The sequence below is a fragment of the Agrobacterium sp. ST15.13.013 genome (genome assembly GCF_027956525.1).
GTDB lineage: Bacteria > Pseudomonadota > Alphaproteobacteria > Rhizobiales > Rhizobiaceae > Agrobacterium > Agrobacterium salinitolerans.
The window spans coordinates 132,738-158,059 of record NZ_JAQKGP010000010.1 but is presented as its reverse complement, the minus strand read 5'-3'; the positions used below and the strand labels follow the sequence as shown (position 1 = coordinate 158,059).

The window sequence follows — 25,322 nt, the reverse complement described above, 5'->3', positions numbered from 1 at the left end:
CGATGCGGGAGAGTTCTCACTCTCCCAGCGCGTCTTCCAGGAACGCAGCAAGCTGCGCCAGATGCTTGGACATCAGGCCGGTCGCCGGAGAGGCGGCAGCCGGACGGCCCGTGTAACGGACCTTCTGGTACTTGGCGTCGATATGCGCCAGGACCCATTCCAGGTAAGGATCGATGAACGACCACGCACCCATGTTCTTCGGCTCTTCCTGGCACCAGACCATCTCCGCATTGCGGAAGCGCGACAACTCGTTGATGAGCGCCTTGGCCGGGAACGGATAGAGCTGCTCGACACGCAGCAGGTAGATATCGTCGATACCGCGCTTTTCACGCTCCTCGAGCAGATCGTAATAGACCTTGCCCGTGCACATGACGACGCGGCGGATCTTCGAATCCTTCTGCAGCTTGATCGGACCGTCCTTGATGACTTCCGCATCGTCCCACAGGAGACGGTGGAAGGAGGACTCGCCTGCAAGCTCGGCCAGCGAAGAGGTGGCGCGCTTGTGACGCAGCAGCGACTTCGGCGTCATCAGGATCAGCGGCTTGCGGAAGTCGCGCTTCACCTGGCGGCGCAGGATGTGGAAGTAGTTGGACGGCGTCGTGCAGTTGGCAACCTGCATGTTGTCTTCGGCGCACATCTGCAGCCAACGCTCCAGACGGGCGGACGAGTGTTCCGGACCCTGACCTTCGTAGCCATGCGGGAGAAGGCAGACGAGACCGGACATGCGCAGCCACTTGCGTTCACCCGAAGAGATGAACTGGTCGAACACCACCTGCGCGCCGTTGGCGAAGTCACCGAACTGGGCTTCCCAAAGGGTCAGCGCGTTCGGACGGGCCAGCGAGTAGCCGTATTCGAAACCGAGAACGGCTTCTTCCGAAAGCATCGAGTTGATGACTTCATAACGGGCCTGCGTCGGCGAAAGGTTGGCGAGCGGAATATAACGCTCTTCGGTCTCCTGATCGTAGAGGACCGAGTGACGCTGCGAGAAGGTGCCGCGTTCGCAATCCTGACCGGAAAGACGAATCTTGTGGCCGTCGGCAACGAGCGAACCGAACGCAAGCGCTTCCGCCATTGCCCAGTCGATGCCTTCGCCCGTCTCGACCATCTGCGAGCGGTTTTCCATAAAGCGCTGGATCGTGCGGTGCGCGCTGAAGCCTTCCGGAATGGTCGACAGCTTCTTGCCGATTTCCTTGAGCTGCTTCATCGGTACGCCGGTCTTGCCGCGACGCTGCTCATCGGCATTGTCGGCAGCGCGCAGGCCGGACCACTGGCCATCCAGCCAGTCGGCCTTGTTCGGCTTGTAGGACTGGCCTGCCTCGAACTCCTGCTCGAGATGAGCACGCCAGTCGGCCTTCATCTTCTCGAATTCACCTTCGCTGATCAGGCCTTCCGCAATCAGCCGGTCGGCATAAATGCGCGCGACCGTCTTGTGACCACGGATAACCTTGTACATCTTCGGCTGCGTGAACGCCGGCTCATCGCCTTCGTTATGGCCGAAGCGACGGTAACAGAACATGTCGATGACGACAGGCTTATGGAACTTCATGCGGTATTCGGTCGCGACTTTGGCCGCATAGGTAACCGCTTCCGGATCGTCACCGTTGACGTGGAAGATCGGCGCTTCGATCATCTTGGCGACGTCGGACGGATAGGGCGACGAACGGGAGAAGGCCGGGTTCGTCGTAAAGCCGATCTGGTTGTTGATGATGAAGTGCATGGTGCCGGCAACGCGGTGACCGCGCAGACCGGAAAGGCCGAGAATTTCGGCAACCACGCCCTGACCCGCAAAAGCGGCATCGCCATGCAGCAGGAGCGGCAGCACCTTGGCGCGTTCAGACAGCGGAATGATGTCGCCGTCCCACACCTTGGCCAGCTGGTCCTGCTTGGCGCGGGCCTTGCCCATGACAACGGGGTTGACGATCTCAAGGTGCGACGGGTTGGCCGTCAGCGACAGGTGAACCTTGTTGCCATCGAATTCGCGGTCGGAGGAGGCGCCGAGGTGGTACTTCACGTCACCCGAACCTTCGACATCGTCAGGCTTGAACGACCCCCCCTTGAACTCGTGGAACACGGCGCGATGCGGCTTGCCCATCACGTTGGTCAAAACGTTCAGGCGACCGCGGTGGGCCATGCCGAGAACGACTTCTTCCAGACCTTCCTGGCCGCCGCGCTTGATGATCTGCTCCAGCGCCGGGATGAGCGATTCACCGCCATCGAGGCCGAAACGCTTGGTGCCCTTGAAACGCACGTCGAGGAACTGCTCGTAGCCTTCGGCTTCGACCAGCTTCGACAGAATGGCCTTCTTGCCTTCGGCCGTGAAGGCAACGCCCTTGTCCGGACCTTCAATACGCTCCTGAATCCAGCCTTTTTCTTCCGGGCTGGACATGTGCATGAATTCGACGCCGATGGTGGAGCAGTAGGTGCGCTCCAGAATATCGATCATCTCGCGCACGGTCGCATATTCGAGGCCGAGCACGTTATCGATGAAAATCTTGCGGTCGTAGTCGCTTTCCTCGAAGCCGTAGGACTTCGGCGAAAGCTCGTTGTAATCCTCGACGGCAACGGCAATACCGAGCGGGTCGAGCTTGGCATGCAGGTGGCCGCGCATGCGGTAAGCGCGGATCATCATGATGGCGCGAACGCTGTCACGGGTCGCCTGCAGCACTTCGGCTTCGCTGACCGGCTTGCCGGTGTCGGCGCTCTTGGCCTCAGCTTTCGCCTGTACCTTCTTTTCGATGGCCTTTTCGACCGTGGCCCAGTTGCCGTCGAGTGCGGAGACCAGTTCGCCATTTGCCGGGATCGGCCAGTTGGCACGCTTCCAGGAGGCGCCCTTGGCCGCCTTCTTCACGTCTTCCGGATTATCGGACAACGCCTTGAAGAAGCTCTGCCACTCCGGCGACACGGAAGAGGGGTCCTCTTCGTACCGGGCATAGAGCTGCTCGATATAGGCTGCATTCGCGCCGTCCAGAAACGACGTGATCTGAAACTGCTCGTTCGCTTCTTGCCTTGCCATTGTGTTCTTGCGGACTTATCCGTCCGCCTCCTCGATGCCGTTAGGGCCGTTCAACCGGCCTGCCGCTTTGATTATTGCTGTCTGCCGCCGGGGCGGTATGCCGTCTGTCTGTCGTTCTTGCAGCATCGGGCAGCGCGAGCTTTAGGCCGCGCCGCCCGTCACCGTTTCATGTGGTCTCAGCCCTTGAGGACTTCAACCAGCGTCTTGCCGAGGCGCGCCGGGGAAGGCGAAACCTTGATGCCGGCCGCTTCCATGGCTGCGATCTTGGATTCCGCATCGCCCTTGCCGCCGGAAACGACAGCGCCGGCGTGGCCCATGGTGCGGCCCTTCGGAGCCGTGCGGCCCGCGATGAAGCCGGCCATCGGCTTCTTGCGGCCCTTCTTGGCTTCGTCGATCAGGAACTGCGCTGCATCTTCTTCAGCCGAACCACCGATTTCGCCAATCATGATGATCGACTGCGTGGCGTCGTCAGCGAGGAACATTTCCAGGACGTCGATGAACTCGGTGCCCTTGACCGGGTCGCCGCCGATGCCGACAGCCGTCGTCTGGCCGAGGCCTTCGTTCGATGTCTGGAACACGGCTTCATAGGTGAGCGTGCCGGATCGCGAAACGATACCGACCGAACCCTTGCGGAAGATGGAGCCCGGCATGATGCCGATCTTGCATTCTTCCGGCGTCAGGATGCCGGGGCAGTTCGGGCCGAGCAGGCGGGACTTCGAACGGTCGAGGCGAGCCTTGACGCGAACCATGTCCATGACCGGGATGCCTTCGGTGATGCAGGTGATGAACGGAATTTCCGCATCGATGGCCTCGATGATCGCGTCGGCAGCACCGGCCGGCGGAACATAGATCACGGATGCGTCTGCACCGGTCTTTTCCTTGGCTTCGGCAACCGTTGCGAAGATCGGCAGGCTTTCGCCCTTGGAACCGGTCCAGGTTTCGCCACCCTTCTTCGGGTGGATACCGCCGACCATCTGCGTGCCGTAATAAGCAAGCGCCTGTTCGGTGTGGAAGGTACCGGTCTTGCCGGTCAGACCCTGAACAAGGATCTTGGTGTCTTTATTAACGAGAATAGACATTATTTCCGGTCCCTCAATTAGCCGTTGATCGCCGCGACGATCTTCTTGGCTGCGTCGTCCAGATCGTCAGCAGCCGTAATCGCAAGGCCCGATTCGTTCAGGAGCTTCTTGCCAAGTTCGACGTTGGTGCCTTCGAGGCGAACAACGAGCGGAACCTGCAAACCGACTTCCTTCACCGCGGCGATAACGCCTTCGGCGATGACGTCGCACTTCATGATGCCGCCGAAGATGTTGACGAGGATACCCTCGACCTTCGGGTCAGCCGTGATGATCTTGAAGGCTGCCGCAACCTTCTCCTTGCCGGCGCCACCGCCGACGTCGCAGAAGTTTGCCGGCTCCTTGCCGTAAAGCTTGATGATGTCCATCGTCGCCATGGCAAGGCCAGCGCCGTTGACCATGCAGCCGATGTTGCCGTCGAGCGCCACGTAAGCGAGGTCCCACTTGGAGGCTTCGATTTCCTTGGCGTCTTCTTCGGTCTCGTCGCGCAACGCCTTGACGTCGTCATGGCGGAACATGGCGTTGCCATCGAAGGAAACCTTGGCGTCGAGAACGCGCAGATGGCCATTTTCCATGACGATCAGCGGGTTGATCTCGAGAAGAGCCATGTCCTTCTCGCTGAAGGCCTTGTAGAGGATCGGGAAGAGCGACTTAGCGTCTTCGGCAGCAACGCCGTCGAGCTCAAGCGCCTTGGAGATCGCAGCAACGTCGGCATCGGAAACGCCCTTTTCAGGGTTGATGGCGATGGTGTGGATCTTCTCAGGTGTGTCGTGAGCGACAGCTTCGATGTCCATGCCGCCTTCAGTGGAAACCACGAAAGCAACCTGGCCGACCGAACGGTCTACCAGCAGCGAGCAGTAGAGTTCGCGCGCGATATCAGCGCCGTCTTCGATATAGAGCCGGTTAACCTGCTTGCCGGCATCGCCCGTCTGCGCCGTTACCAGCGTGTTGCCGAGCATGTCCTTGGCGTGGGAAACGACTTCTTCGATGGACTTCGCCAGACGAACGCCGCCCTTGGCGTCCGGGCCGAGTTCCTTGAACTTGCCCTTACCGCGTCCGCCAGCATGGATCTGGCTCTTGACGACGTAAAGCGGGCCGGGAAGCTGCTTTGCGGCAGCTTCTGCTTCTTCGACCTTGAGAATGGCCACGCCTTCAGCAACCGGCGCGCCGTAGCCCTTCAGAAGAGCCTTGGCCTGATATTCGTGAATATTCATGGAATAATCCCTGTTTGGAGCCGCTTGAGGCTATTACTTCAGCGACGGAGCGATGTTGACGCAGGCTTCGCAAAGCCCGGCGACGGCACCGACGGATTTCTGGAAGGCGGCTTCTTCTTCCTTGTTGAGTTCGATCTCGATGATGCGCTCGATACCGCCTGCACCGATGATGGTGGGAACGCCGACATACATGTCGTCTACGCCATACTGACCCGAGAGATGGGCAGCCGCGGGCAGGACGCGCTTCTTGTCCTTGAGGTAGGATTCAGCCATTTCGATTGCAGATGCAGCCGGCGCGTAATAGGCCGAGCCGGTCTTCAAGAGGCCGACGATTTCCGCACCGCCGTCACGGGTGCGCTGAATGATCTGCTCGAGACGCTCGGCCGTCAGCCAGCCCATCTTGACGAGGTCGGTCAGCGGAACGCCAGCAACGGTGGAGTAACGGGCGAGCGGCACCATGGTGTCGCCGTGACCGCCGAGAACGAAAGCGGTAACGTCTTCAACCGAAACGTTGAACTCTTCAGCGAGGAAGAGGCGGAAACGCGCGCTGTCGAGAACGCCGGCCATGCCGACGACCTTGTTCTTCGGCAGGCCGGAGAACTTCTGCAGCGCCCAGACCATGGCGTCGAGCGGGTTGGTGATGCAGATGACGAAAGCGTTCGGCGCGTACTTCTTGATGCCGGCGCCGACCTGTTCCATGACCTTGAGGTTGATGCCGAGAAGATCGTCGCGGCTCATGCCCGGCTTGCGGGCAACACCTGCGGTGACGATGCAGACGTCAGCGCCTTCGATTGCAGCGTAATCGGAAGCACCGGTGAGCTTTGCATTGAAGCCTTCAACCGGGCCGGACTGGGCAATATCCAGACCCTTGCCCTGCGGGATACCGTCGGCAATATCGAAGAGGACGATATCGCCCAGTTCCTTCAGGCTGGCCAGATGCGCCAGCGTGCCGCCGATCATGCCAGAACCAATAAGTGCAATTTTTTTGCGAGCCATCGAATGCTTCCTCTTGAGCTTCAATTCAATTTCACCGCGCCAAACCGGCAGCCAAATTGTCGCACTTCGATTAGCCCCATTGGCTAAAATTGGCAACAGATTCTTTTGTGATCAGTATTTTCAATCGTTTAGATCATTATTTTCTTACGTAAACGTAAGAAAATACGTCACGAAAGTGTCAAAGTTTCTGCCGTTTTTCGAGATGAAGCGCCAGATAATCGGCGCTGCGCATCTCAAACAGACGCGAGGCGGTACGATCGAACTCGAAACCTTCTGTCCCCTTGCGTTTGCCGAGCAGGTCCTCCGGCATGGCGGCAGCGGAGGCAAAAAGCCTGACGCTGTGATCGTAAAGTGCGTCGATGAGGATGATGAAACGCTTGGTCTCGTTGCGCTTGTCCGCGTTCAAGAACGGGATATGGTCGATGAAGACCGTATCGAAACGATTGGCGATAGCCAGGAAGTCCGAAGCCCCAAGCGGTTTTTCGCAGAGATCGGAAAAGGAAAACCGGGCGACCCTGCCGCTGGCGCGCGGCACCAGAATGGAACGCCCCTTCATCGGTATCTCGGTCGGCGCAACAAGATGGCCGCCAGTCATATGCCGCCAGGCCATGTCCATCGCCTGATCCGCCGAACCGTCGAGCGGGGTGACATAGACCGGAAGGCTTTCCAGCTTCTCCATCCGGTAGTCGGTGGGGCTGTCCAGCGTTACCACCTCAACATATTTCTTCAGCAAGTCGACGAAAGGCAGGAACAGGCCGCGATTGAGCCCGTCTTTGTAAAGATTGTCGGGGACGACGTTGGAGGTGGTCACCAACGTGCAGCCATTGGCGAAGAGCTCGCTGAACAGCCGGGCGAGGATCATTGCATCGGCAATATCCGTGACGGTGAACTCGTCGAAGCAAAGGAGCTCCGCTTCCGCCAGAAGTTGGGCCGCGACAGGTGGAATGGGGTCTGCCTGTTTGGTTTCGCCATTTTTCAACTTCTGCCGGTGCGCATGCACACGATTATGCACATCCGCCATGAATTCATGAAAATGGCAACGCCGCTTGGAAGAAACGGGCGCCATCTCGTAGAACATGTCCATCAGCATCGTCTTGCCGCGACCGACGCTGCCATAGACATAGAGACCCTTGACGGCCGCCGCAGGTCCGGACTTGCGCGCGAACATCCAGCCAAGCGCACTTTTTTTTCTGGCGGGCTTGCGCGCTTTCAGATCGGCAAGGATACGGTCGAGATGAGCCGCCACGCCTAGCTGGGCGGCGTCGGCCTGCAAAGTGCCAGCTACCGTCAATGCGTTGAGCTGTTCAACGACACTATGGTTATAGTCAGGCAATGGCTTCATGAAAAAGCGCCCCGGACGCGGGCGCAAATCCGCACCCGCGACGAATGGAATGGCTTAGAGCGAAGAAGGCAATCCGGCTGCACCGGAAATGCTCATCGGCTGAGGCTGAGCGGCTGGCCGCTATTGGTCGTGCCGTCAAAGCGCGCATCGGCGCTTTTGTAGACACGGCCGATCGTATTGCCGGCGCGGTCCTTGAAGAGGACCATCTTGCCGGAGACTTCCCAGGAACCCATTGCCGTCAGCTCGCCCGCACAACCGCGCGTGCCGCCACGGGAGCCGGCGCCGAGATTGGTGAGTGTCAGGAACATGTCGCAATTGGCACCGCCGTTGGAAACGCGCCAGTTGCCGACCATGGATTCCTTGGTAACGTCGAGGGCCGTTGCCGGGGGCGCTGCAGAAGCGACATTCACGCCGCCAGGTGCTGCGGATGCAGGCGCCGATGGGAACTGGCTGCCCGAAGCGCCGCCAGGCGGAGGCAGGGCGCCGGACTGAACGGAAGGAACCGGCTGCGCCTGCAAAGGCGGCGTATAACCGGGATTGTTGCTGGCATTGTTGTTGTAATCGTAGGAGGTACGTTGGCAACCGGCAAGGCCCATCACAACGGCAAGGCCCGTCACCACATATCTGAATTGCATATCAAGCTCCCGATTCTCTCGCTTCCGGAAAGACAGTGATCAAACAAGAAGGCTGAATTATTACCAAAGCCTTATCTTGCGCAAGCGATGGCCGGGATAATTACCATTTCGGTCGATTTTTACCGAATTTTCCCGTGCCGGGTTGTAAAAAGGGCCACGGTCGAGACCGTGGCCCGATAGGGTTTCCGTCGTCAGCGAATCGCCTTCAAACGCGGCGCTCGACCATCATCTTCTTGATTTCCGCAATCGCCTTGGCCGGGTTCAAGCCCTTGGGGCAAGCCTGCGCGCAGTTCATGATGGTGTGGCAGCGGTAAAGGCGGAACGGATCCTCGAGATTGTCGAGACGCTCGCCGGTTGCCTCGTCGCGGCTGTCGATCAGCCAGCGATAGGCCTGTAGCAGAACGGCCGGACCGAGATAACGGTCGCCATTCCACCAGTAGCTGGGACAGGAGGTGGAGCAGCAGGCGCAGAGAATGCACTCATAAAGACCGTCCAGCTTCAGGCGATCCTCATGGCTCTGCTTCCACTCCTTGGCGGGTGTCGGCGAGACTGTCTTCAGCCAGGGCTCGATGGAGCGGTGCTGCGCATAAAAGTTCGAGAGATCGGGAACCAGGTCCTTCACCACGGGCATATGCGGCAGCGGATAGACCTTCACCGTCCCGTTGATCTCGTCCATGCCCTTGGTACAGGCGAGCGTATTGGTGCCGTCGATGTTCATCGCGCAGGAACCGCAGATACCTTCGCGGCAGGAGCGACGTAACGTCAGCGTCGGATCGATATTGTTCTTGATGTAGAGAAGCGCATCGAGAACCATCGGTCCGCAATCATCGACGTCGATATAGAAAGTGTCGATGCGCGGGTTCTGGCCATCATCCGGGTTCCAGCGATAGACGCGGTATTCGCGCACATTCTTGGCACCATCCGGCTTCGGCCAGACCTTGCCTTCGTTGATCTGGGAATTCTTGGGGAGAGCGAGTTCAACCATGATAAAATCCTAGTATGCCGACAGGAATTCGGACTTCACATAACCCTTGCAACCACCGAACAGCGCGTCGCTGGCTCGCACATAAGCGACCGAGCCTTCGCGCTTTATGACCTCGGCTTTTGTCCCAGGTCTGGCGACGCATTCCAAATTCTGCGCCGTAACCGGATTACCGACCGAGATACGGGCATTCATCGCTGCTTTGGCGGTTTTCCATACGCCGACGTCGTTGAAAACCGCAGCAGTATTTCCACCGGGAGCACGCAACTTGTAGCGCTCGGCAGCTACCGCAGGAGCGGCAGCCACTAGAGCACCAATCAGAACAAGAAGACTGATGCGCTTTCCCATGATCAATATACTCGCGCCTTCGGCTCGATCTTTTTCGGATCGATGCCGTCGGCGATGAGGTCGGTGTGAACCGGGCGATAGTCGAGTTTGACGTCCCCTTCGGGGCTGACCCAGGCGAGCGTATGCTTGCGCCAGTTCACGTCGTCGCGACCGCCGAACGGACCGTCGACGAAATCCTCGCGGGCGTGCGAACCACGGCTCTCCTTGCGCGCTTCCGCACCGTAAACCGTCGTGATGGCATTGGCCATCAGGTTGTGCAGCTCGAGCGTCTCGACCAGATCGGAGTTCCAGACCATCGAACGGTCGGTCACCTTGACGTCGGGCAGTTCCTTCCAGATCGCCGAGAGACGGCGGCAGCCGCTTTCCAGCGATTCCTGGGTGCGGAACACGGCCGCATCGTCCTGCATGGCGCGCTGCATTTTGTCACGCAGCACCGCCGTCGGCGTCGAGCCATTGGCGTAACGCAGGCTGTCGAAGCGTTCCATGATCTTGTCGCAGGCCGCTGTGTCGAGAGCCGGAACCGGCCCATCGCGATCGATGACCTGGGCGGCGCGAATAGCGGCAGCACGACCGAAGACCACGAGGTCGATCAGCGAGTTGGAGCCGAGGCGGTTCGCGCCGTGAACCGAGGCGCAACCAGCTTCGCCCACAGCCATCAGGCCGGGTGCGATGCGTTCCGGGTTGCTGGCATCGGCATTCAGCACTTCACCCCAATAGTTGGTCGGAATGCCGCCCATATTGTAGTGAACCGTCGGCAGAACCGGGATCGGCTCGCGAGTAACGTCAACGCCTGCAAAGATCTTCGCGCTTTCGGAAATGCCCGGAAGACGCTCATGCAGGATCGCCGGATCGAGGTGATCGAGATGCAGGAAGATGTGGTCCTTATTCTTGCCGACGCCACGGCCTTCACGGATTTCCATCGTCATGCAACGCGACACCACGTCGCGCGAGGCGAGGTCCTTCGCCGAAGGAGCATAACGCTCCATGAAGCGCTCGCCTTCGGAGTTGACGAGATAACCGCCTTCGCCGCGTGCGCCTTCGGTGATGAGGCAGCCTGCGCCGTAAATGCCGGTCGGGTGGAACTGCACGAATTCCATGTCCTGGAGAGGCAGGCCGGCGCGGGCGATCATGCCGCCGCCGTCGCCGGTGCAGGTGTGGGCAGACGTTGCCGAGAAATAGGCGCGACCGTAACCGCCGGTCGCCAGCACCACCATCTTGGCGGAGAAGCGATGGATCGTACCGTCATCAAGGTTCCAGGCAACGACGCCGGTGCAACGGCCGTCTGCCGACATGATGAGGTCGAGCGCGAAATATTCGATGAAGAATTCCGCATTGTTGCGCAGCGACTGGCCATAAAGCGTGTGCAGGATGGCGTGGCCGGTACGGTCGGCGGCGGCACAGGTGCGCTGCACCGGCGGGCCTTCGCCGTAATTCTGCATATGACCGCCGAACGGACGCTGGTAGATCTTGCCTTCTTCGTTACGCGAGAAAGGCACGCCGTAATGCTCCAGCTCATAGACCGCCTTCGGCGCTTCCATGGCGAGATATTGCATGGCGTCGACGTCACCCAGCCAGTCGGAGCCCTTCACGGTATCGTAAAGGTGCCACTGCCAACAGTCGGGCGTCATGTTGGTGAGCGATGCGGCGATGCCGCCCTGCGCTGCGACGGTATGGGAGCGCGTTGGAAAAACCTTGGTGATGCAGGCGGTCTTGAAACCCTGCTCGGCCATGCCGAGCGTGGCGCGCAGACCGGCGCCGCCGGCGCCCACCACGATCACGTCATAGGAGTGATCGACATAGGTATAGGCCTTGCCATTCTGGGAAGGTGAACTGATCGAAGCCATGGCGAACTTATCCTACGAATGCGATTTTCAGGATGGCGAAGATCGAAAGGCCACCGATGAGGATCGCGAAAAATGTATTCAGCATCAGAAGAACGAGCTTCGAAACTTCGGCGTGAACGTAGTCTTCGATGATGACTTGCATGCCGAGCTTCATGTGGATGAGGCCGGAGACCAGCACCAGAGCCATGATGACCGCAACGAGCGGGTTCGACAGCGCGGCGGCGACTTCCGGATAGGGCGCGCCGGCATATTTGATCAGGAAGATCACGAAGAAGATCAGCAGCGGAACGTTGGCGACCGCAGTGACGCGCTGGCGCAAGAAATGGTCCGTACCTTCCTTGGCAGAGCCGAGACCGCGAACCTTTCCGAGAGGTGTACGCATATCCATGAAAAATCTCCTCAGCGCACGATCAGGGCAATGACCCAGATCAGCGCGGTCAGACAGATCGACACGACCCACGAGGCCTTTGCCAGCTTGGTGGTAAAGTGCTTTTCAAAGCCATGACCCAGATCCCACATGAAGTGGCGAAGACCACCCAGCATGTGGTGAACCAGAGCCCAGGTGTAACCGATCAGGATGAGCCTGCCGATGATGGTGCCCATCGCCCAGTTGACCCAGTCGTAATAGGCAGGACCCGAGGCAAGCGCGATCAGCCACCAGGCAACCAGAAGCGTTCCGAAATAAAGCGCGCCGCCGGTGATGCGGTGCACGATGGATGCAACCATCGTCGGAATCGGCTTGTAAATTTGAAGATGCGGCGACAGAGGCCGGTTATTAGTCGCATTCGCCATCAGAACCTCGCGGCGTTTTCCCGTGCGCCCATCAGATAAGGACGCCCCCAAGCAACAGCACATGACGAAAGAATGTGCATTGCACCAACCGCGACGTTTAATCACATGGCAGCGTCACCACAAGCACATTTCACGGCCGATTCGAATTTAATCGATTGGTTCACGATTTTTTTTTGGATTTTTTTGCGTCAAAAAAATGAAAAATCGAGCGTTTCCAAGATTTACGCCCTCGAAATATTTACCTTTACGTAATTCAGAAAAGGTGTAATTTACGATTGGTTAACCTCAAAAACCGGAGCATGAGGCTCATGTTACAGCGTCGAATCGCCGCCCTGACCATGACGGTCGCTGGCGCAATTTTCGCCTCCGTGCCACCGGCGGCGGCAGAGGATTTTTATGGCCGCCACCAATATCGGCATCATCAATCCGATGTAAGCTTCTCCACCGATGGGTTGCCATCAACCCTTCCCGGCGGCACCTATGTCGGCGGCATAGCAGCCCTGCGGGTGCGCGGGAACGGCAACTATTTCGCGATCAACAGCGGATTTTCACGAAGAGGTGCAGCCGATAAAACGGGCATGCAACTGGCCCCCAGGGCGACAATCATCTCTGTCCATGCCGAAAACGCCGACGATGTCTGCGCGTATGAGCATGGCGTCTGCATCATCAGGCCCTGATCAGATAAAACGCCACACCGTGGTCTTCTTCACTTCGCTGTCTTCCAGCGCCCGCGTCACCGGCACCTGATAGGTCGCCTCGGCGCGAAGGCGCTCTTTGGGCAGATAGGCCCGCCCCGGATCGCCGACGAGGACGCTCACACCCTTCGCCGTCAGCGCCAGAAACCACGGCACGAGAAGATCGGCAAAGTCGCGGTCGTAGAACACATCGCCCGCCAACAGGACATCGGCCTCGACCGGCTTGCCGACTAGGTCGAACCCCGTAAAGCCGATATCCACGCCATTGAGTGCAGCATTCAACCGAATGGCCGTTTCTGTCCACGGATCGATATCGGCTGCCAGAACCTTGGCTGCGCCGGCCTTCGCCGCCGCGATGGCAACCAGCCCGGAGCCACTGGCGAAATCCAGCACATACTTGCCGCAAACACTCTCAGGATGATCGAGAACATAACGAGCAAGCCCCTGCCCGCCAGCCCAGGCGAAGGCCCAAAACGGTGGCGGCAAGCCGATCTCCTCAAGCTCATCCTCCGTCTTCAGCCACAGTTCATGAGCCTCCGTGGCAAGATGAAGACGCAATTCCGGCACATGCGGCGGGCGCATGATGCCGGTATTGTCAAGAATGAAGCGTTGGGGATCGGTCCTCACCGAAGCATCAGTCCGGTGACTTAGGCGGATTGGCGAGGCCACCCATGCGACAAACCTCGAGATACTCCTCCTCCGTCACCGGCTGCACGGAAAGCCGCATGGAGGTGACGAGAGACATCTTTTCCAGCTTCGGGTTGGCCTTCACATCCTTCAGCGAAACCGGTTGCGGCATATCGCAGACGGCACGGATATCGACGCAATCCCACTTCAGATCTCCTTCCGCAGTCGAATCCGGATGCGACAATGCACAGACTTCGACAATGCCGACGACATCCAGCCCCTCATTGGAGTGGTAGAAGAAACCCTTGTCGCCAATCTTCATGGCGCGCATATTGTTGCGCGCCTGATAATTGCGCACGCCGGTCCATTCTTCACCGGCCTCACCCTTGGCCTTCTGCATTTCCCAGGACCATTTGAACGGCTCGGACTTGTAAAGCCAATAATTCGCCATATCCGATCACGCCCCCGGATTGTTGAAGACCCAGTTATAGGGCTTCACATCGACACTTTCGAACAGGCCGGCCTTGGCATAGGGATCGGCGTCGGCAAGGGCCTTGGCCGCATCGATATCGGCAGCTTCCACGATCACGAGGCTGCCATTCGGCTTGCCTTCGGCATCCAGAAACGGACCGGCGATCTTCAGCGTGCCTTCTGCATTGAGTTTGTTCAGATGTTCCAGATGGGCCGGGCGCGTTTCCATGCGCACGTTAAGATGGCCCGGCTTGTCCTTGCAGATAAAGGCAAACAGCATTGTCGTCTCCTTGCTGGAGCATGTCCCCCGAAGCGTCAGCGGTTTCGGGATCAGGACATGCGTAAAACATCATTTGACCGCCCACCTCACTCGGTGGTGATCGGCCGTGTCATCAATTGTTGCATGGCGCTCGCCACATCCAGATTGCCGTCAATGATAGCGGCCACCGCTTCGGTAACCGGCATGTCGACAGCGTGACTTTCCCCGAGCCGGGCGGCGACGGCAGCAGCGAAGGCGCCTTCCACCAGCCCGCCGGACATGTCCTTGCCCTCGCCCCGGCCAAGCGCGATGCCGAAACGCAGGTTGCGCGACTGGTGGCTGGTGGCGGTCAGCACCAGATCGCCGAGGCCCGAGAGACCGCGCACCGTGTCCGCCTTGCCGCCCATGGCGACGATGAGCCGCGACATTTCGGCAAGCCCACGCGAGATCAGCGCCGCGCGGGCGGAATCACCAAGGCCAGCGCCTTCAACAATGCCGGCGGCAATGGCGAGAACATTCTTCAGCGCCCCGCCCAGCTGCACGCCGATGCGGTCGGTCGAGGCATAAAGCCGGAAGGTCCTGCCGGAAATCGTGGTCGCAAGCCGCTCGGCAACCTCCGGGTCTTCCGCCGCAATCGCCATGGCCGTCGGCAAGCCGCGCGCAATATCCGCCGCGAATCCCGGACCGGAGAGAACCGCAATCGGATGATGCGGTAATTCCGCTTCCAGAAGTTCCGTCAGCAGTCGGCCGGAGCTGCGGTCGATGCCCTTGGCGCAGGTGACGACGATAGAGTCATTAGCCAGATAAGGACCGTAATGACGGGCCGCATCCGCATGAGCCTGTGAGGGCATGGCGAAGAGCACGATATTGGCGCCAGCCAGCACATCCGGCTCGGCCGAAAATTCAAGCGCGTCCGGCAGATCGACACCCGGCAGAGCCGCCTCGTGAACACGATCAACCTCCAGATCGGCCATCAGCGATGGATCACGGCCGAGCAAGGTGACGTCATGCCGGTTTTCCAACGCAATGACGACGGCAAGCGCTGCTCCGAAGGCGCCGGCGCCGATAACGACGATTTTTTCACGCTGCATCAGGCCTTGGCTCCCCTTTTACCGAAACCGATCAGTGTCTCCGCGTTGCCGTCCAGCGGCCAGCGCGAGCGCGGCGGGATTTCGAGCGGATCGGGGTCACGGCCATCCGCCATGCGCTCCAGTCCCGCCCAGGCGATCATCGCCGCATTATCCGTGCAAAGCCGGTGCGGCGGCGCAACGAAACGGAAGCCATGGGTATCGCAAAGCGACTGCAGCGTCTGGCGGATTTCCTGATTGGCCGCAACGCCGCCGGCGACGACCAGCGCAGGTGTCGTCTCCAGCTGCGGAAACTCCTGGCTGAAACGGGCAAGGCCACGGCCGATACGGTCCTTCAGGGTGCGCGACACCGCTTTCTGGAAGGAGGCGCAGATATCGGCAATATCCTGCTTCGAAAGCGGCGCGATGGCGGTCGCGGCCTGCCGCACCGCTGTCTTCAAGCCCGAGAAGGAAAAATCGAGCCGTGTCTCTCCCACCATCGGGCGCGGAAGCGGAAAACGGTCCGGGTCACCCTTTGCCGCCGCTTTCTCTACGGCAGGCCCGCCAGGATAGGGCAGGCCCAGAAGTTTCGCGGTCTTGTCGAAGGCTTCCCCCAAAGCGTCATCGATGGTGGTTCCCCAGCGCTCGTAGTCATCCACGCCGCGCACCAGCACCAGCTGGGTGTGGCCGCCGGACACCAGCAACATCAGATACGGGAACGACAGACCATCGGTCAGCCGCGCCGTCAGCGCGTGGCCTTCCAGATGATTGATGGCGTAAAGCGGTTTGCCGGCCGCCTTGGCGATAGCCTTGCCGGTCATCAGCCCCACCAGCAGGCCACCGATGAGGCCGGGGCCGGATGTGGCGGCAATGGCGTCGACATCGGCAAGAGTGACGCCCGCCTGCTCCAGCGCCTCTTCCACCAGCGTATCCAGCGCTTCGACATGGGCGCGGGCGGCAATTTCAGGCACCACACCGCCATAAGCGCTGTGTTCCTCCAGCTGCGACAAAACGACGTCGGAGACGATCTCACCACGCCCGTCCGCATGCCGAACCACAATGGATGCAGCGGTTTCGTCACAGCTTGTCTCTATGCCAAGAATACGAAGAAAGGGGGCCATCAAATCTGTTCGTTCATTGCGATCATGCGCTGAGTTGGTCTAAGACAACTCCGGTAACAATGGATAGACGCGGATGCAAACAAAACCTTTCCGAATCGGCACGCGCGGCAGCCCGCTGGCGCTCGCGCAGGCTTACGAGACGCGCAACCGGCTGATGGCGGCGCATGGCCTGCCGGAAGAAATGTTCGAAATCGTCGTGCTGTCCACCAAAGGCGACCGGATAACCGACCGCGCTTTGTCGGAGATCGGTGGAAAAGGCCTCTTCACAGAGGAGCTGGAAAACCAGCTTCTATCAGGCGAACTCGATATGGCCGTGCATTCCTCCAAGGACATGCCGACCGTTCTGCCCGAAGGCCTCTATCTGTCCGCTTTCCTGCCGCGCGAAGACATACGCGACGCCTTCATCGGTCGCACCGCACCGAAGTTGCTGGAGCTGCCACAGGGCGCCGTGGTCGGTTCCGCATCCCTGCGTCGCCAGGCGCTCATCCGCCGCCTGCGTCCGGATTTGAGCGTCATCATCTTCCGTGGTCAGGTCGATACGCGACTGCGCAAGCTCGAAGAAGGCGAGGCGGATGCCACACTTCTTGCTTTTGCCGGCCTGAAGCGGCTCGGCAAGGACAATGTGCCGACGGAAATTCTCGACCCGAAGGAATTCCCTCCGGCTCCTGCCCAGGGCGCAATCGGCGTGGAAAGCCGCATCGGCGATACGCGCATGGACAAACTGCTCGCTCCCATAAACGACAGGCCCACTCATGATGCCGTGACCTGCGAGCGCGCCTTTCTGGCAGCACTCGATGGTTCCTGTCGCACGCCGATTGCCGGCTACGCCACCTGCGACGGCGACGACTTGCATTTTTCCGGCCTGATCCTCACCCCCGATGGCCAGACGAGCCACGGCATCGAAATCTCTGGCAACCGCCGCGATGCGGCAACGCTCGGCCGGCAGGCCGGCGAAGATGTGCGCGCCAAGGCCGGCAGCAATTTCTTCGAAGGCTGGAGCTGAGGCGATGCGGATCGTCGTCACCCGGCCGCAGCGTTCGGGCGAAAGGACGGCCGCAAAGCTTGAAGCACTTGGGCATGAGCCGGTGCTTCTTCCGCTGTTTTATCCTGTCCATCATGGGGAACGCGCCGTCTCGGCGCTATCCGCCCCGCTGGCGGCCATCGCGGTGACCAGCGCCGAGGCGCTGCGGGCGCTGGAAACATCCCTGGACGGGCTGGCTCCCTATCTGTCAAAACCGCTTTTCGCCGTCGGCGGAGCAACGGCGGAAGCGGCGGAAAAAACCGGCTTCGAACAGATTTTCACCGCCTCCGGCGACGCCGCCAGTCTGACCGCACTGGTAGCTGAGCACCAGGTTCTGTTTTCCGAAGAAGCACCGCTGCTTTATCTCGCCGGCAGGCCCCGTGGCGCCACCTTCGAGAAGGGCCTTGCCGCCGCTGGCATTCCCTTCAGAACGGTAGATTGTTACGAGATGCTGCCCTCCGGCATTTCGCAGACAATGCTTGGGACGGCGTTTGTCGAAAGCGCTGCCGATGTGGTCCTGCTCTATTCATCGGAAGCAGCGCGGGCCTTTTTTCATCATGTATCGACGCAAAAATACGTGGCGGCGCTGGCAACGACACAAATCATCTGCATCAGCCGCAACGTGCTGTCTCTCGTTCCTCAAATCTTCCGCGCAAACGCAAAGGCCGCCAGCGAGCCGAGCGAGGCGGCAATGTTTGAACTTCTGCGCCATAACTCTGGAACCTAATTCGAGCTCGCCTCTTTCCTTTGCCGCCGTCACTGACTAGGTTTAGATTACTGCAGGCAGAAATGAGGTTGTCATGGTATCGGGAAAGCCGCCACGCCACTCCAAGTCCAAAGCCGAACCGGTCACCATCGACCTGGACGCCAAAGACGTGAAAGCAATTTCCGCCGACGTGGACGCTGCGAAGACGGACGAAAAGCCCGGTGACAAAACACCGGAGGCTACAGCAGCGCCTGGAGTTTCGGCCGCAAAGTCGCAAGCAGCCGCAACGGGTAACCCCGCCCCCGTCTGGGACCAGCCCAAGAAATCCCCTATCGAGCCCGAACCCAATATCGGCAAAGCTGAATCCGAGGCCACGGCGCCCAAGGCTGAAAGCGCTGCGGGCAAACAGAAAGAGGCTGTCTCGACGGCCCCTGTTCCGCCGAAAGCCGATACAAAACCGTCGACGGGCGCCACTGACACGAGCGCCGCTGCGGCGGCTGCGGCGAAGCCGGCCTTCGGCTCTACAGCGTCCTCCAGCGCATCCAGCAGCGACGGCGCCGCAAAACCATCGACGGCAACCTCTTCCTCAGGACCGGCAAAGCCCTCCACACCACATCAGGTGGAGCGCAAACAGGCGGCGACCTCCGGCCTCATCGCGGCGGGTATCGTCGGCGGCCTTGTGGCGCTCACCGCCGCAGGCAGCATGCAATATGCCGGCATCCTGCCCTCCTTTAATGCAGGTCAGGCGGGAAGCGAGGAAATCGCCGCATTGAAAACCGATCTGAGCAGCTTACGGCAGCAGCTTGCCAATGCGCCTGCCGCCGATACCTCGGCGCTGGAACAGCGCATCGCAACCCTCGAGGGCGCAAAGGGTGAGACCCCACAAATCGATGGACTGTCGGAAAAAATCGCCGCGCTGGAATCCACCCTCCAGTCGGAGCGATCCGCGCAGGCATCGGCGACGGCGGAACTGACACGCCGTCTTGCGGATGCGGAAGCCAAGATCAATGAACCGCGCGACGATATCGAAGTCGCCCGCGCCATTGCTTCCGCCGCGCTGAAGGCCGCGATCGATCGCGGTGGGCCGTTCCTCACCGAACTCGACACGCTATCGAAGGTCACGCCTGATGATCCGGCCATCGCATCGCTGCAATCCTTCGCCGCAACCGGCGTACCATCGCGTTCCGAGTTGATGCAGAAATTCCCCGATGTCGCCAATGCGATGCTGTCGGCCATCAACCAGCCTGACCCCAATCAGGGCATTATGGAACGCCTGACGGAAAGCGCCTTTTCGCTGGTGAAGGTGCGCCCGGTCGGAAATATCGAGGGCGAGACCCCCGAAGCCCAGATTGCGCGCATGGAAAACAAGCTGCGCAACGGCGATCTGCAAGGCGCGGCGCTTGAATGGAACGGGCTTCCCGATGCCGCCAAGACGGCATCGGCCGATTACAAGAAATCGCTGGATGCGCGCATCGAGGTCGAAAATCTGGTCGGCGGCACGTTGAACCGCGCCATCACCAGCACCGGCAGGCAGGGGTAAGGGCATGACCAGAATTCTGACTTTCGCCGTTATCGTTCTGGCTCTCGGCTTCGGTTTTTCCTGGCTGGCGGACAGGCCGGGCGTGCTATCCATCGTCTGGCAAGGCCAGCTGATCGAAATGAGCCTGATGGTCGCGGCCTCCATAATTGCGGCGCTGGTCGCCGCCGTTATGCTGGTCTGGTGGGTCGTCAACGCCATCTGGACCTCGCCCAATGCCGCGCGTCGTTATTTCCGCGCCCGCAAGCGCGACCGTGGTTATCAGGCGCTATCCACCGGTCTCATTGCCGCCGGCGCCGGCAATGCCCTCCTTGCCCGGAAGATGACGGCACGAACACAGGGGTTGCTCAGCGCCGATCAAGAGCCACTGATCCACCTGCTCGACGCTCAGGCCGATCTCATCGAAGGAAAATATGACGCGGCGCGGCGCAAATTCGAAGCCATGGCCCGCGATCCAGAAACCCGCGAACTTGGCCTTCGGGGCCTTTATATCGAGGCGCGCCGTCAGGGCGCCTACGAAGCCGCCCAGCAATATGCCGAGGATGCGGCGGAAAAGGCGCCCTATTTGCCCTGGGCAGCACAGGCGACGCTGGAAAATCGTTGTCGCAACGGACAATGGGACGATGCCATACGCCTGCTCGACCAGCAGAGGGCGGCCAGTGTCATCGAACGCGGCGAGGCGGAACGGCTGAAAGCGGTGCTTCTCACCGCCAAGGCCGGCGAAAAGCTGGAAAGCGACCCCGTGGGTGCCCGCGAGGATGCCAAACACGCGCTCAAGCTTGCCAAGAGCCTCGTTCCGGCAGCGCTGATCGCAGCAAAATCCTATCTGCGCGAGGACAATCTGCGCAAGGCGGCCACGGTTCTCGAACCCGTCTGGAAGAACGATCCGCATCCGCAACTCGCCGAACTTTATGTCCGCGCCCGCAGCGGCGATACCGCCATCGACCGGCTGAAACGGGCTGAGCGGCTGGAAAGCCTGAAGCCCAACAATATCGAATCCCTGTTCGCGGTGGCACAGGCAGCGCTCGACGCCAAGGAATTCGCCAAGGCGCGGGCCAAGGCCGAGGCTGCCGCCCGGATTGAGCCACGCGAAAGCATCTTCCTGCTGATGGCCGATATCGAGGAAGCCGAAACCGGTGATCAGGGCCGGGTACGCTACTGGATGGCACAGGCGCTGCGCGCGCCGCGTGACCCCGCCTGGGTTGCCGATGGTATTGTTTCGGAAAAATGGCTGCCGGTGTCGCCCGTTACCGGCCGTCTCGATGCCTTCGAATGGAAAGCACCTTTTGGCCAACTCGAAGGCCCCGTCGAGGATCTCACGATCGAAAATGCGATTGCCGCAGCACCGGCAAGGGCCGAACCGGCTGCGAAGACAATCATTGCAGAAGCAGCGCCGGAGACACGCGCCGAACCGAAACCGATCCCGGCCGCGCCGATTGAGGTCAAACCGGCCGTATCGGTCCCAAAGGAGAAAAAGCCTGTTACAATCGAGGCGCCGGTGGAAACCGATGCATCGAATGGGAAGGCGGAGGCCGTGCCGTTTTTCGGCGGCGCGCCGGATGATCCGGGCGTCAAGAAATCAGGCGCGGAAGCCGAACCCAAGACGCGGCTCAAACTCTTCTGACCAACAGGCTATCGATGTTCCAGCAAATACAATCGTTTATTCAAAACCTCGTCGGCCCGAATGCGGGTGATTTCAGCCCGGACGATCTGAGGGTTGCGGTGGCCGCCCTCTCTTTCCAGGTGATGGAAGCGGATGGCACCGTCTCGAAAAGCGAGCGTGACCGCCTGCGCGAGATTCTGCATGAATATTACCATCTCGATGGCGGCAAACTGGATGCCCTTCTCACCGCCGGCCAGGAGGCGGGCAAGGAGGCCGTCGATTATTACCGCTTTACCGCCGATATCCGCCGCCATCTCGACGAAGATCAACGCGTGGAGCTTATTGGAATATTATGGGATATTGTTTACGCTGACGGCGAACGAAGCGAAATGGAAGACCATGTGATCTGGCGGGTAGCCGATCTGCTCGGTGTATCCGTGCGCGACAGGGTTCTGCAACGTCAGCAGGCCGCCACGAGGTCCGGGCCCGCTGAAGAAAGCGAAAACGAAGACGATGCTGTTTGACCCTTCCAGGCAACAGGAAAAACAACCATCGCTGCTCATCGTCCTGCATCAGGAACGTTCCACGCCCGGCCGTGTCGGCCAGATGCTGGTGGAAAAAGGGTATCGTCTGGATATAAGGCGACCCGCACTCGGCGACGACTTGCCGCAGACGCTGGAGAAACACGCGGGCGCCATCATCTTCGGTGGCCCGATGAGCGCCAACGATTCTCATGACTACGTCAAAGCCGAGATCGACTGGCTGAAGGTGCCGCTTAAGGAAAATAAGCCCTTTCTCGGCATCTGTCTCGGCGCGCAGATGCTATCCAAACATCTGGGCGGCAAGGTGGAGGCCGACAGGGACGGTAAGGTCGAAATCGGCTGGTATCCGCTTCATGCCACCGAACATGGGCGGCTTTTGATGCCGCATTGGCCGAAGATGGTCTATCATTTCCACAAGGAAGGGTTCGAGCTGCCGCGCGGAGCCGAACTTCTGGCCTCGGGCGAGACCTACCCCAATCAGGCCTATCGCTATGGAAAAAATGCCTGGGGCTTGCAGTTTCACGCCGAACTGACCCGCGCCATGATGCATAGTTGGGTGGTGCGCGGCGCCCAGAGGTTCGGCATGCCCAATGCACAGATGGGCAGCCAGCATCTGGAAGGCCGCATGCTGTTCGACACGCCTCTCAGGGCATGGCTCGGCAATTTTCTCGATCTGGTTTTTGAAGGCAAGGCGCAGCGCTAGAGCATTTCCAGTAAAAGTGCTTAGCGGTTTTACGTTCGGAAAATGCGTAAAAACAAAACGATCTAAGCCCCATCGCCATCAGTGCGGCGCATCCAGATTGTCGATCTTGCGCAGTTTGGAAAAACCGAGCGCCCAGATGACCGCCACAGCAAGCGTACCCGCCCCGCCGATGACGACTGCGGGCACCGCTCCGACGACATGAGCCATGGTGCCGGCACGAAACTCGCCCAGCTCGTTCGATGCGCCGACAAAGACCATATTAACCGCATTCACACGCCCGCGTACCTCGTCCGGTGTCCAGAGCGCAATCAGGGTCTCGCGCACATAAACCGACACCATGTCCGATGCGCCCATGACCACCAGCGCGGCGATGGACAGCCACGCGGTCTGCGACAGTCCGAAAACCACAGTGGAGATGCCGAAGAGGCCGACGCCGGTAAACATCAGCAGGCCGGCGTGGTGACGAATGGGTTTGAAGGCCAGAATGACCGCAACGGTGATGGCCCCGATGCCAGGCGCGGCACGCAGAAGCCCAAGGCCCCATGGGCCGAGCGTCAGCACTTCCTTGGCAAAAATCGGCATCAACGCAACAGCACCGCCGAGCAACACCGCGAAAAGATCAAGCGAGATCGCGCCAAGGACGACTTTTTCCTGCGAGATGAATTTGAACCCGGCCAGCATGGTTTCGAGGCTGATGGCTTTTGCCGGGCCGCGTTGTTCCGGCTTACGGATTGCTACTGCAAGCGCCGCGGAAACAATGAAAAGCACGAGCGCTACGCTATAGGCGACGGAGGCCCCGAGACCATAAAGCAGACCACCGGCGACAGGGCCAAGAATCGACGCCATCTGCCATGAAGACGAATTCCAGGCGATAGCATTCGGCAAATCCTCGACCGGCACGAGATTGGGTGCCAGCGACTGCACCGCCGGCCCCATGAAGGCCCGCTCTATGCCGAAGACGACGAGAATGGCGAAGACCGGCCAGGGCGAAAAGCTGTGCATCAACGTGAGGCTAAGAAGCGCCGCAGCGCAGAGCGCCGCGATCAGCAGGCATATGGCCATGATGCGCCGGCGATTGTGCCGGTCGGCGACCGTTCCCGTGACGAGGATCAGAAGCAGCGACGGCAGAAATTGGAAAAGACCGATCAGGCCGAGATAAAAGGCGTTGCCGGTAACCTCATACATCTGCCAGCCGACAGAGACGCTGACGATCTGGATGGCGAAGGCCGAAAAAAACCGGGCGCTGAAAAAACGGCGATAGGAACTATGCCGGAATGCGCCAAAGCGATTATCGGCGGAAGGGAGGGACATCGGCTGGGTGCTCGCGAGACAATAGGAGAGCTTTGCAATAGAGCGATATGGCAGGAATCGCCAGCCCTCATCGATGGATGACGAAAAGTGCAGGCGGTTTTGTGCGAATTCCCGCTGCAAGGCCACAAGCCGGACTGCCATGATCGCCGGTCGATGAGGCCAAAGTTCATTACGATCAGGGGCAAGACTTGCCGGTTCACCAGCGAATGTCTAAATGTCTTGCAACCAAGATACGGAGATATTGATGCTTGCCCTGTTTCAGACCATCGATCTGGCCTTGAACCTCTATACGTGGGTGCTGATCGCCAGCGCGATTTTTTCCTGGCTTTACGCCTTCAACGTCATCAATTCCCGCAACCAGTTCGTGAACGCCATCGGCAGCTTTCTGTTCAATGTCACGGAACCGGTTCTGCGACCCATCCGCCGCATTCTGCCCAATCTCGGCGGCATCGACATTTCGCCGATCATCGTGCTCCTGATCATCTTCTTCATCCGCTCCTTCATGTGGAACACGCTTTACCCGATGGTCGCTTGAGCGGCTGCTGGCAGAAGCACGGTGATCATGTCCGCCTGACCGTCCGCCTCACACCGAATGGCGGGCGGGACGCCATCGGCGGCGTGGAAAAGGATGCGGAAGGAAACACGCATCTCAAGGCCCGTGTCAGCGCCGTGCCGGAAGGCGGCAAGGCCAACAAGGCCCTGATTGTCTTCCTGGCAAAAAAACTCGGCCTGCCGAAATCATCCATCAGCTTCGTTTCAGGCGAAACAGCGCGTAAAAAAATCCTCCGGATCGATACCGACCCGGAGGATTTCGAAGAGCTATTTAAAAAGCTTTAAGGCAGATCAGCCCTGCGCCTTGTAACGCTCAATGGCTTCAACGATCAGCTTCTTGGCAACATCAACATCCTGCCAGCCGCCCATCTTCACCCACTTTCCGGGCTCCAGATCCTTGTAGTGCTCGAAAAAGTGCTCGATCTGCTTCAGCGTAATTTCCGGCAGGTCGGTGTAATTGTGCACCTTGTCGTAACGGCGTGTCAGCTTCGGAACCGGCACGGCGAGAATCTTCTCGTCCTTGCCGCCGTCATCTTCCATGATCATCACGCCGATGGGGCGGACATTGATGACGCAGCCTGGAACCAGCGGACGGGTATTGCAGATGAGAACGTCGATCGGATCGCCATCGTCGGACAGGGTGTGCGGTACGAAGCCATAGTTACCCGGATAGGTCATCGGCGTGTAGAGGAAGCGATCGACGATCAGCGCACCGGCATCCTTGTCCATCTCGTACTTGATCGGATGTCCGCCGACCGGCACTTCAACGATGACATTCACGTCATCCGGCGGATTCTTGCCTACGGAAATTGCATCGATACGCATTCGCTTCCCTCATTCGACGGGTTGGATTTGGTTTTCGATA

The 25,322-nt window shown here is 59.8% G+C and carries 27 protein-coding genes; 9 read left to right on the top strand and 18 right to left on the bottom strand.

The features are described from left to right. Positions 1–16: 16 nt before the first annotated feature. From PL597_RS12610 to sdhC, 11 genes are all read right to left on the bottom strand, one after another. The gene (locus PL597_RS12610) at positions 17–3,013 is read right to left on the bottom strand and encodes a 2-oxoglutarate dehydrogenase E1 component (protein WP_271365278.1); all 2,997 of its coding nucleotides are present in this window, start codon (positions 3,011–3,013) and stop codon (positions 17–19) included. 176 nt (positions 3,014–3,189) lie between these two features. Continuing rightward, positions 3,190–4,092: a succinate--CoA ligase subunit alpha gene (gene sucD / locus PL597_RS12605; RefSeq protein ID WP_003492390.1), complete on the bottom strand. Its 903-nt coding sequence runs from the start codon at positions 4,090–4,092 to the stop codon at positions 3,190–3,192. 17 nt (positions 4,093–4,109) lie between these two features. Next, on the bottom strand, positions 4,110–5,303 hold the full coding sequence (gene sucC / locus PL597_RS12600; RefSeq protein WP_004443803.1) for an ADP-forming succinate--CoA ligase subunit beta: 1,194 nt from the start codon (positions 5,301–5,303) through the stop codon (positions 4,110–4,112). Positions 5,304–5,336: 33 nt separating this feature from the next. Next, positions 5,337–6,299, bottom strand: coding sequence for a malate dehydrogenase (mdh, locus tag PL597_RS12595; protein WP_003523512.1), 963 nt, complete (start codon positions 6,297–6,299; stop codon positions 5,337–5,339). A gap of 178 nt (positions 6,300–6,477) precedes the next feature. After that, complete coding sequence (zapE, locus tag PL597_RS12590; protein WP_142912976.1) at positions 6,478–7,641, bottom strand: cell division protein ZapE; 1,164 nt, start codon at positions 7,639–7,641, stop codon at positions 6,478–6,480. A 92-nt stretch (positions 7,642–7,733) separates the two neighbouring features. After that, a complete protein-coding gene (locus PL597_RS12585; protein ID WP_077985509.1) occupies positions 7,734–8,276 on the bottom strand; it encodes a protease inhibitor Inh/omp19 family protein in 543 nt (180 codons plus the stop codon). A 205-nt stretch (positions 8,277–8,481) separates the two neighbouring features. Next, complete coding sequence (locus PL597_RS12580) at positions 8,482–9,261, bottom strand: succinate dehydrogenase iron-sulfur subunit (RefSeq protein WP_004443810.1); 780 nt, start codon at positions 9,259–9,261, stop codon at positions 8,482–8,484. 9 nt (positions 9,262–9,270) lie between these two features. Then, positions 9,271–9,606, bottom strand: coding sequence for a succinate dehydrogenase (locus PL597_RS12575; RefSeq protein ID WP_077985508.1), 336 nt, complete (start codon positions 9,604–9,606; stop codon positions 9,271–9,273). A 2-nt stretch (positions 9,607–9,608) separates the two neighbouring features. Further along, a complete protein-coding gene (gene sdhA / locus PL597_RS12570) occupies positions 9,609–11,450 on the bottom strand; it encodes a succinate dehydrogenase flavoprotein subunit (RefSeq protein ID WP_269826530.1) in 1,842 nt (613 codons plus the stop codon). A 7-nt stretch (positions 11,451–11,457) separates the two neighbouring features. After that, positions 11,458–11,838 carry a succinate dehydrogenase, hydrophobic membrane anchor protein gene (sdhD, locus tag PL597_RS12565; protein WP_077985506.1) on the bottom strand — a complete coding sequence of 127 codons (381 nt, stop codon included), beginning with the start codon at positions 11,836–11,838 and terminating at the stop codon, positions 11,458–11,460. An 11-nt stretch (positions 11,839–11,849) separates the two neighbouring features. Next, positions 11,850–12,242 (bottom strand): succinate dehydrogenase, cytochrome b556 subunit, encoded by a 393-nt coding sequence (gene sdhC / locus PL597_RS12560; RefSeq protein WP_077985505.1) that lies wholly within the window; start codon positions 12,240–12,242, stop codon positions 11,850–11,852. A gap of 308 nt (positions 12,243–12,550) precedes the next feature. On the opposite strand from sdhC, the gene PL597_RS12555 reads away from it, so the two are divergent. After that, positions 12,551–12,919 carry a hypothetical protein gene (locus tag PL597_RS12555; protein WP_271365276.1) on the top strand — a complete coding sequence of 123 codons (369 nt, stop codon included), beginning with the start codon at positions 12,551–12,553 and terminating at the stop codon, positions 12,917–12,919. Here PL597_RS12555 and PL597_RS12550 read toward each other — a convergent pair whose 3' ends face one another. From PL597_RS12550 to tsaD, 5 genes are all read right to left on the bottom strand, one after another. Continuing rightward, positions 12,920–13,564, bottom strand: coding sequence for a class I SAM-dependent methyltransferase (locus PL597_RS12550; protein ID WP_271365275.1), 645 nt, complete (start codon positions 13,562–13,564; stop codon positions 12,920–12,922). A gap of 7 nt (positions 13,565–13,571) precedes the next feature. Further along, the gene (locus PL597_RS12545; RefSeq protein ID WP_003492407.1) at positions 13,572–14,015 is read right to left on the bottom strand and encodes an EVE domain-containing protein; all 444 of its coding nucleotides are present in this window, start codon (positions 14,013–14,015) and stop codon (positions 13,572–13,574) included. Between the two features lie 6 nt (positions 14,016–14,021). Further along, positions 14,022–14,315 carry a YciI-like protein gene (locus PL597_RS12540; RefSeq protein WP_052818748.1) on the bottom strand — a complete coding sequence of 98 codons (294 nt, stop codon included), beginning with the start codon at positions 14,313–14,315 and terminating at the stop codon, positions 14,022–14,024. An 86-nt stretch (positions 14,316–14,401) separates the two neighbouring features. Continuing rightward, a complete protein-coding gene (locus PL597_RS12535) occupies positions 14,402–15,385 on the bottom strand; it encodes an NAD(P)H-dependent glycerol-3-phosphate dehydrogenase (protein WP_271365274.1) in 984 nt (327 codons plus the stop codon). Further along, positions 15,385–16,482, bottom strand: a complete 1,098-nt coding sequence (gene tsaD, locus PL597_RS12530) for a tRNA (adenosine(37)-N6)-threonylcarbamoyltransferase complex transferase subunit TsaD (RefSeq protein ID WP_077985501.1) — start codon at positions 16,480–16,482, stop codon at positions 15,385–15,387. The genes PL597_RS12535 and tsaD overlap by 1 nt, the downstream gene beginning before the upstream one ends. A gap of 73 nt (positions 16,483–16,555) precedes the next feature. Here tsaD and hemC point away from each other — a divergent pair, with 73 nt between their 5' ends. From hemC to PL597_RS12500, 6 genes are all read left to right on the top strand, one after another. After that, the gene (hemC, locus tag PL597_RS12525) at positions 16,556–17,485 is read left to right on the top strand and encodes a hydroxymethylbilane synthase (RefSeq protein WP_271365271.1); all 930 of its coding nucleotides are present in this window, start codon (positions 16,556–16,558) and stop codon (positions 17,483–17,485) included. Positions 17,486–17,489: 4 nt separating this feature from the next. Then, entirely contained in the window at positions 17,490–18,230 is a 741-nt protein-coding gene (locus PL597_RS12520; RefSeq protein ID WP_271365269.1) for a uroporphyrinogen-III synthase, read from the top strand. A gap of 73 nt (positions 18,231–18,303) precedes the next feature. After that, entirely contained in the window at positions 18,304–19,749 is a 1,446-nt protein-coding gene (locus tag PL597_RS12515; RefSeq protein WP_271365268.1) for a COG4223 family protein, read from the top strand. 4 nt (positions 19,750–19,753) lie between these two features. Next, entirely contained in the window at positions 19,754–21,370 is a 1,617-nt protein-coding gene (locus PL597_RS12510) for a heme biosynthesis protein HemY (protein WP_271365267.1), read from the top strand. Positions 21,371–21,384: 14 nt separating this feature from the next. Then, positions 21,385–21,873, top strand: coding sequence for a tellurite resistance TerB family protein (locus PL597_RS12505; RefSeq protein ID WP_077985496.1), 489 nt, complete (start codon positions 21,385–21,387; stop codon positions 21,871–21,873). After that, positions 21,863–22,594 (top strand): glutamine amidotransferase, encoded by a 732-nt coding sequence (locus tag PL597_RS12500; RefSeq protein WP_269826536.1) that lies wholly within the window; start codon positions 21,863–21,865, stop codon positions 22,592–22,594. Before PL597_RS12505 ends, PL597_RS12500 begins: the two co-directional genes overlap by 11 nt. 78 nt (positions 22,595–22,672) lie before the next feature. Here PL597_RS12500 and PL597_RS12495 read toward each other — a convergent pair whose 3' ends face one another. Next, positions 22,673–23,905, bottom strand: coding sequence for an MFS transporter (locus PL597_RS12495; protein WP_077985588.1), 1,233 nt, complete (start codon positions 23,903–23,905; stop codon positions 22,673–22,675). A 244-nt stretch (positions 23,906–24,149) separates the two neighbouring features. On the opposite strand from PL597_RS12495, the gene PL597_RS12490 reads away from it, so the two are divergent. Together PL597_RS12490 and PL597_RS12485 are read left to right on the top strand one after the other, a co-directional pair. Further along, positions 24,150–24,440 (top strand): YggT family protein, encoded by a 291-nt coding sequence (locus PL597_RS12490; protein ID WP_003523487.1) that lies wholly within the window; start codon positions 24,150–24,152, stop codon positions 24,438–24,440. Beyond that, the gene (locus PL597_RS12485; RefSeq protein ID WP_271365266.1) at positions 24,437–24,742 is read left to right on the top strand and encodes a DUF167 domain-containing protein; all 306 of its coding nucleotides are present in this window, start codon (positions 24,437–24,439) and stop codon (positions 24,740–24,742) included. The genes PL597_RS12490 and PL597_RS12485 overlap by 4 nt, the downstream gene beginning before the upstream one ends. A gap of 6 nt (positions 24,743–24,748) precedes the next feature. Here the strand turns inward: PL597_RS12485 and ppa are convergent, their stop codons facing one another. Continuing rightward, the gene (gene ppa / locus PL597_RS12480; protein ID WP_003523485.1) at positions 24,749–25,282 is read right to left on the bottom strand and encodes an inorganic diphosphatase; all 534 of its coding nucleotides are present in this window, start codon (positions 25,280–25,282) and stop codon (positions 24,749–24,751) included. Positions 25,283–25,322 lie beyond the last annotated feature (40 nt).

Excerpts from the sequence above, each read along its gene's own strand:
- PL597_RS12500 (WP_269826536.1), top strand. The coding sequence starts at position 21,863 with ATGCTGTTTGACCCTTCCAGGCAACAGGAAAAACAACCATCGCTGCTC.
- tsaD (WP_077985501.1), bottom strand. The coding sequence starts at position 16,482 with ATGGCCCCCTTTCTTCGTATTCTTGGCATAGAGACAAGCTGTGACGAA.
- PL597_RS12585 (WP_077985509.1), bottom strand. The coding sequence starts at position 8,276 with ATGCAATTCAGATATGTGGTGACGGGCCTTGCCGTTGTGATGGGCCTT.
- sdhD (WP_077985506.1), bottom strand. The coding sequence starts at position 11,838 with ATGGATATGCGTACACCTCTCGGAAAGGTTCGCGGTCTCGGCTCTGCC.
- PL597_RS12535 (WP_271365274.1), bottom strand. The coding sequence starts at position 15,385 with ATGCAGCGTGAAAAAATCGTCGTTATCGGCGCCGGCGCCTTCGGAGCA.
- PL597_RS12495 (WP_077985588.1), bottom strand. The coding sequence starts at position 23,905 with ATGTCCCTCCCTTCCGCCGATAATCGCTTTGGCGCATTCCGGCATAGT.
- sdhC (WP_077985505.1), bottom strand. The coding sequence starts at position 12,242 with ATGGCGAATGCGACTAATAACCGGCCTCTGTCGCCGCATCTTCAAATT.
- zapE (WP_142912976.1), bottom strand. The coding sequence starts at position 7,641 with ATGAAGCCATTGCCTGACTATAACCATAGTGTCGTTGAACAGCTCAAC.
- sucC (WP_004443803.1), bottom strand. The coding sequence starts at position 5,303 with ATGAATATTCACGAATATCAGGCCAAGGCTCTTCTGAAGGGCTACGGC.
- sdhA (WP_269826530.1), bottom strand. The coding sequence starts at position 11,450 with ATGGCTTCGATCAGTTCACCTTCCCAGAATGGCAAGGCCTATACCTAT.
- ppa (WP_003523485.1), bottom strand. The coding sequence starts at position 25,282 with ATGCGTATCGATGCAATTTCCGTAGGCAAGAATCCGCCGGATGACGTG.
- PL597_RS12575 (WP_077985508.1), bottom strand. The coding sequence starts at position 9,606 with ATGGGAAAGCGCATCAGTCTTCTTGTTCTGATTGGTGCTCTAGTGGCT.
- PL597_RS12545 (WP_003492407.1), bottom strand. The coding sequence starts at position 14,015 with ATGGCGAATTATTGGCTTTACAAGTCCGAGCCGTTCAAATGGTCCTGG.
- hemC (WP_271365271.1), top strand. The coding sequence starts at position 16,556 with ATGCAAACAAAACCTTTCCGAATCGGCACGCGCGGCAGCCCGCTGGCG.
- sucD (WP_003492390.1), bottom strand. The coding sequence starts at position 4,092 with ATGTCTATTCTCGTTAATAAAGACACCAAGATCCTTGTTCAGGGTCTG.
- mdh (WP_003523512.1), bottom strand. The coding sequence starts at position 6,299 with ATGGCTCGCAAAAAAATTGCACTTATTGGTTCTGGCATGATCGGCGGC.
- PL597_RS12515 (WP_271365268.1), top strand. The coding sequence starts at position 18,304 with ATGGTATCGGGAAAGCCGCCACGCCACTCCAAGTCCAAAGCCGAACCG.
- PL597_RS12490 (WP_003523487.1), top strand. The coding sequence starts at position 24,150 with ATGCTTGCCCTGTTTCAGACCATCGATCTGGCCTTGAACCTCTATACG.
- PL597_RS12610 (WP_271365278.1), bottom strand. The coding sequence starts at position 3,013 with ATGGCAAGGCAAGAAGCGAACGAGCAGTTTCAGATCACGTCGTTTCTG.
- PL597_RS12555 (WP_271365276.1), top strand. The coding sequence starts at position 12,551 with ATGTTACAGCGTCGAATCGCCGCCCTGACCATGACGGTCGCTGGCGCA.
- PL597_RS12580 (WP_004443810.1), bottom strand. The coding sequence starts at position 9,261 with ATGGTTGAACTCGCTCTCCCCAAGAATTCCCAGATCAACGAAGGCAAG.
- PL597_RS12540 (WP_052818748.1), bottom strand. The coding sequence starts at position 14,315 with ATGCTGTTTGCCTTTATCTGCAAGGACAAGCCGGGCCATCTTAACGTG.
- PL597_RS12505 (WP_077985496.1), top strand. The coding sequence starts at position 21,385 with ATGTTCCAGCAAATACAATCGTTTATTCAAAACCTCGTCGGCCCGAAT.
- PL597_RS12520 (WP_271365269.1), top strand. The coding sequence starts at position 17,490 with ATGCGGATCGTCGTCACCCGGCCGCAGCGTTCGGGCGAAAGGACGGCC.
- PL597_RS12510 (WP_271365267.1), top strand. The coding sequence starts at position 19,754 with ATGACCAGAATTCTGACTTTCGCCGTTATCGTTCTGGCTCTCGGCTTC.